The 5,433-nt window shown below is 58.4% G+C and carries 6 protein-coding genes and 1 pseudogene; 4 read left to right on the top strand and 3 right to left on the bottom strand.

Annotated elements, in window-relative coordinates; all coding sequences use genetic code 11:
* Positions 1–224: 224 nt before the first annotated feature.
* A pseudogene (locus DIE06_RS39360) lies at positions 225–338 on the bottom strand (IS5/IS1182 family transposase); the annotation flags it as partial.
* A 195-nt stretch (positions 339–533) separates the two neighbouring features.
* A complete protein-coding gene (locus DIE06_RS37270; protein ID WP_124665689.1) occupies positions 534–1,490 on the bottom strand; it encodes a DUF4189 domain-containing protein in 957 nt (318 codons plus the stop codon).
* A 152-nt stretch (positions 1,491–1,642) separates the two neighbouring features.
* Here DIE06_RS37270 and DIE06_RS37265 point away from each other — a divergent pair, with 152 nt between their 5' ends.
* The 4 genes from DIE06_RS37265 to DIE06_RS37250 all read left to right on the top strand — a co-directional run bounded on the left by DIE06_RS37265 (position 1,643) and on the right by DIE06_RS37250 (position 4,570).
* Positions 1,643–2,431: a hypothetical protein gene (locus DIE06_RS37265; protein ID WP_124665688.1), complete on the top strand. Its 789-nt coding sequence runs from the start codon at positions 1,643–1,645 to the stop codon at positions 2,429–2,431.
* Between the two features lie 228 nt (positions 2,432–2,659).
* A complete protein-coding gene (locus tag DIE06_RS38750; protein WP_124665687.1) occupies positions 2,660–2,857 on the top strand; it encodes a hypothetical protein in 198 nt (65 codons plus the stop codon).
* 74 nt (positions 2,858–2,931) lie between these two features.
* Positions 2,932–3,591 carry a hypothetical protein gene (locus DIE06_RS37255; RefSeq protein ID WP_260433900.1) on the top strand — a complete coding sequence of 220 codons (660 nt, stop codon included), beginning with the start codon at positions 2,932–2,934 and terminating at the stop codon, positions 3,589–3,591.
* Between the two features lie 85 nt (positions 3,592–3,676).
* Positions 3,677–4,570, top strand: a complete 894-nt coding sequence (locus DIE06_RS37250) for a hypothetical protein (RefSeq protein ID WP_124665686.1) — start codon at positions 3,677–3,679, stop codon at positions 4,568–4,570.
* Positions 4,571–4,941: 371 nt separating this feature from the next.
* On the opposite strand, the gene DIE06_RS38610 is transcribed toward DIE06_RS37250, so the two are convergent.
* Positions 4,942–5,082: a hypothetical protein gene (locus DIE06_RS38610; protein WP_185733579.1), complete on the bottom strand. Its 141-nt coding sequence runs from the start codon at positions 5,080–5,082 to the stop codon at positions 4,942–4,944.
* Positions 5,083–5,433: the final 351 nt, after the last annotated feature.

Raw genomic sequence — 5,433 nt, 5'->3', positions numbered from 1 at the left:
TCGGCCGTGATTGCGATGTTCAACTCGCCGAGCGCATTGCCGGCAGCGTGGTCGAGTTGCATGCGTCGCGCCAGCCGAGCGCGTCGCGGGACGGGGAGCGTGATGAGCAGATGCCGCAATGCGACGAGAGGGCGACACAGGCGGCATCGGCGCAGGCGTCAAAGAGCGACGCGCGAAGAAGTGGCGAACACGCGCATACGGACTTTTTCAGCGCTCTCTGGCACGGCGCGATCGTCCAGCGGCTTGCGGCCCGGGTATCGCGTACGGCGTGGCTTCGGTGGAGGTAGCAGCGGTTGGATGAGTGACCACAGTTCGTCATCGAGTATCGGTTTGGCCATGGCCTCCTCGTCAGCGAAACAACGAAGAGGTTAACAAAACGCGCGGCGGGTTAACAGCCCCCGACACTCATTTTGTTAGAGTCTTTAAGGCCGAATGTAGAGCTGCAGCCCATCCTGTTCGTCAAAACCTCGAAAGTCTGGCGCAAAGGGGGGCGTTCATGTAGACGGCTTTGCTTTGGTCTACGACAACCAAGGTTAGCGGACCTGACCAGTCTTGAAGTCGTGGACGAAGAGCCCCGGCCGGCGGCTGTCGAACACGGCTTGGATCTCGCAACTCTTGTTCGCCTGCCTGCTACAGGCCGCCCGTGCGGCGGCTTGGGCACGCGCTGCCGAGGTCTCGGACGTCGCACTGCTATCGCCTCCATTGAGCCGGTACGCAAGAATAACGCCATTGCCGGTGAACGCATTAGTCTTGCACGTGCTTTTGGTGGCGTTGCTGCAGGCCTTGATGGCAGCGTTAGTCGCGTCATCGGCCTTGCGATAGCCGCTCGCGACATAAAGTTTGCCGTCATCTCTCGCCGCATCCGTAGCCCAGGCGGAGGCCGCATAAAGCTTGCGTGCCGAGACATCGGGCGAACGCCGACTGCCCAGAGGGATCGTCGCAAAGACCTCGCACGGCACTAGCTGGTGTGCCGAGCAGTCGGCTATCGTTTGTTTGCTTTGAGCACCACCGTTACCGTCCCAACCCATGGCAAAGGAACCGTACCGATCACGGATGATCGTGACGGAGGAATTCCACCAAGTGCCAGCAAGTTCACAGCCCTTGCCCATCACTGCGTTGCAGGCGGTCAATGCCGCGAGCGCGGCGTCATTACGATCGGCGATATTGCCGACGACCCAGATATCAGCGGCATCTTCGTGCCATGCAACGGCGGTAAATCGTGTGTTCGACGGCGTTTCAGCTTCGTAGCGAAGCCACCCATCACCGTGTTCCGCCGCCTGCCCGCCGGAAGAACGGGAAGGCGCCGATGCGCTGTCATCGGGCGCGCATAGTGGACTCGGCGCGACGCCGAGACCACCTTGTGTCATGCCCACGACCCGCTCGCCAGGACCGGGCCCTCCGCACGGATAGGTCTGCGCGAACGCCTGCGTCGGCAACAAGAGCCAGACGAGCGTCACCACCACAACTGGAAGGAATTCATTGTTTTTCATTGAGGATGCCTCATCAACGCAATTTTATTGAAGACGCCAATTACATTATATAACTTCGCTTCATCGAAGTTTATTGTGGAAAATTTCTAGTCGATTTTGCAGTTATTGACAATTTGCGATGGCGCATTCGAGATAAGATCGGCTGGACCTTCATGGTTTACAGAAACTTCAAACTGAGGCGGCCGTTTATGTCCCGTATCCGATTTTTGATGGGATGGTGTGCCCTGACTTGCGTTGCCATGGTTGGTGAGGCGGTGGCTGCCCAATCGTCGGCCCGTCTTGTAACTGCTCCGTCTCCGCCGAAAGTTTTCGTTTGCAGTGGCACGTTTACGACCGGGTCGGGCATTGCGGGCTCTTCGACGGAGAAGGACGGCAAGCCGACGTGTTTCTTTGAAGCGGACTCCGAGGCCGAGGCCAGAGCGCAAAAGGAATGCGGGCAGAGGGCGGTGTGTGACATTGCGGCGACGACTTACATGAAGGGAAACAGCCGCATTGTCGAAAAGGTTTTGGCGGTCACGACGCTCAACGGGCTGGTCAACCAGGAATCGGCCGGATCTGCTTCAGACAAAGTGCCGTTGATCGACCCATCGGCCTGCCCCGCCAACGAACTGGGCGCTTTCGTCAAGGCGTTTGCGAGCAGGATTTCGATCCAGGCGAGGTTTACGCGCTGGCCCCTCTCGGTCACTAATTTAGATACCGCCGCCCGGCCGGAGCCCAAATCGGTGACAAAGCAAGTCACCGAGCAGAAGATGTCCTACCCGCTGATGATGGACATCGAGCGCGCCAAACGGGAAGGCAAGGTCGTTCGGATTGTTCAGGATAACAACACGACTGGCCATGTTGAATACTCCGGATCGGATAACGACCAGAAGATTCGCTATCTGTTCCAGCGGTCGGGGGCGTGCTGGAAACTCGTGGCTATCGATGATCGATCCTTGTAATCGTGCGCGAGGCGGTGAGCGTTCTTCGAGGATTCGAAGAAACATCGATCGATGAACCTGATGCGATAAAAGAAAGTTCGTAGCGTGCCGCCGTCTCGAATGGCGGCAGGAGCTTGATCGATAAAGCCTTATTGCGCACTTCTGCTGTGCCTGTGTGGCGTCGCCTGCAGGCCGTATTCGATGCCCTAATCGAAGTGTGCGGAAAATCTGGCGCTGTACAAGACCCAGGTGGACCAGGCGCTTGCAGACAAGACCATTGACCAGCCCGTCTATGACAATCAGCAGCGGTACATCGAGAAAATCTGTGCCACGGGTGACGAGCAAACCGCCATGGCGTCGCTTTTCGATGCGGCTATCGCGCGAACGGCGGGTCGGACGACGCCTATGCACGCTCGCTCAATTAGGGAGGCGACCCGCCCGGACTGAGCGGAGCGAGCGAGAAATGAGCGCGTTCGACATCGCATGACCCGGTACCGGACTGGATCGAAGCACAGGCTGCAATGATGAAGCAGACGATTATCACCATCTTGATCGGGGCGAGTGTCGGGCTTGTTGCGTTCGTCGGCGCTTTGAACAACAGTCGACACATCAAGCAACGACGCGCAGCGGCACGCAAACCGGCGCCGACCGCATCTCCATCGATGGATTTTCAGTACTACCCCGACGAACCGAAAGGCTATGCAGGCTATACCGATCACATCGCGATGCTGCAAACCATTACCGACGATCTCGTCGGTCGTGACGCCGATTGGCAATTCAGGACCATAGGATTCGCGAAGGGATTTCTGGGCGCGGTGCTGCGCCGGACCGACGGCTCGAACGATACGCTCGGCATTTTTCGCATGACGGACGTGACCGAGAGCGATGCGGCAGCCGTCGGCTGGATCGCGCTGATGCAAACGGAAGGAACCGACAACGGGCTTCCGTCGACGTCCAATCTGAATTCGATCGTGTGTGGCATCGCGTCCGAGCTTGCTTCGACGGGCCCGTTCCGCAGCAAGTTCTGGAGCGAGACCCGAGGCGATCGGGAAGAGCATCCGGAGGAAGGCGGAATGACTTCGGAACGATTGCCCGAACTCACCAACGTCTTGAAAGACGCCGAGCGGCGAGGCGAGTTGTTGGTGGCCGGTGCGCAGTTCAGCCGGGCGTCCCCCTGGTGACAACGGAGCAATGCAAGCCTGACGGCACCGGTGCTTCAGGCAAAATCGAGCGGCCTTTGGCCAGCCATCCGGTGAGGAGATGTCGATGCGTAACCTCTTGGTACTTCTGCTGAGTTTTGCGGTTGTTGCATGCCAGCCTCGCGATTCGGAGCATTCCGCAGAGAAAGTCGGCAGCAATGCGACCGGTGAGAACGCAGACGCCGCGGCGGCCACGCGTCCCGCCAAAGCGAAAGTCGATCAGGAGGCACCGCCTCCCGGCCCCGGCGAGGTCCTGCACATGATTTATCTGGTGGAGGGCGATGGCACGTCGTCTTATCCGGTACAGAACGGCAGTATTGCAACCTACTGGGCGGGGCATGCATTCACGCTCAACGGGAAGCGCTATTTCACCGGTTTTGCGTACAACACATCCGAGAAATACAACGGAAATACCAAGGTCGACCCATCGGCAGGTGTCACGTTGACCGAGGCCACATTCGAGTTGAGGGATCCCGGAACGGCCAAGCCCTGGGCGTTCGTCGGGAACGAATACTGGATCGGCGAATACGGTCTCATGGAGAAGGGGCCAAGGTTCGATGGCTCGCGCAAGGTGCTTGAACAACGGGTCGACAACGGCAAGATCCTGATCGCGATTCCGAGTGTCGACGGCGAAGCGCCGAATCTCATTCAGACACACTACGAGTTGTTCTCATATCGGCCGGCGCCGCCTGTGCATACAGAAGACAAGCGTTGGAACTACCTCGGGAAAATACTTGTCGGCGAGGATTACAGCGCGACCTGCAAGGCTCGCCCCGACCTGGCGTGCACGAAATGGACGGGCGACGTGGCGTTTTTGCCGGCAAAGGCCGGAGAAATGCCGGGCATTCGGATGGTGCCTCACGGTACGACGGTGGACGACAATACAGGCGAGTCCCGACCGATCGGAGCCAACGATATCCAGATTTATGCCTTCCGGAACGGAAGCTATGGATTCAAGTAAGTTCGTCGGCGCGGCGTGATACGTTTGCAGACGCTGTCGCATGGCGTGGCGTCCGGCGCTGAGGACAGCGTCAGGCTTGGGCGGTACGCATCATTGAACACCCTCAATAGGACGGGAGGCTGCAAGAGGCGTTTCTGACAGGGCAGTTCAGATCTCCTGCGCGCATGCACATATTCATTGCTTCTTTTTCGACCGCTTTCAAACCCTGAGCACAATTCGATACGCACGCCGCTTGAAATGAGCTCATCATAGATCGATTGAACAGGTGTTGCGTCGCCCCTGAGTTGCACAAATTCCGGAATGTTCATTTTCACCTAGTTGTGTAATTGGTGGGATCCCGCTTCAGCGAGACATCCTATTAGTGCACCGAACTACCAGCGCCAGAGATCGCCGGCGATCTCTGCCCAGGCTTCGCTTTCGGATGTGCAGCGGTGTTGCTCGGCCGTCAGCGCGATCGCCACCAGCAGGTCGTCGACGCGCCGATCAAACGCGTCGTCGTTCTCGAACGGCACCTGCAGCTAAACGCTTCCAGAAAGGTTGCTAGGCGCAATCATTACGGGCGCTATCGGCCTTCTGTTTTGGGCTTTCCAGCGCTGGCTGGAACCGGGCGCGAAGCTTGGCCGGTGGATACCCCACGACTTTATATTCGCCGTTCCCATGACACCGCCTGCGCCAACACCATTGATGGTCCAGACGTCTACCTTGACCGTGCAAAACCTTGGACGCAAAGCTGCCGAGGACGTACAGGTTGAGCTTCCCCTGAAATTTCGCCTTCCAAGAGGTCGTGTAAGAGGTGGCCGCGCAAATTCGGACAGCCGGATAAGTGGAACTTCCGGGGCCTGAGCCAGCGATAATGCTGGCAA

Source organism: Burkholderia sp. Bp8998, from assembly GCF_003854235.1.
GTDB lineage: Bacteria > Pseudomonadota > Gammaproteobacteria > Burkholderiales > Burkholderiaceae > Burkholderia.
This window is presented reverse-complemented; position numbering and strand designations above follow the sequence as displayed.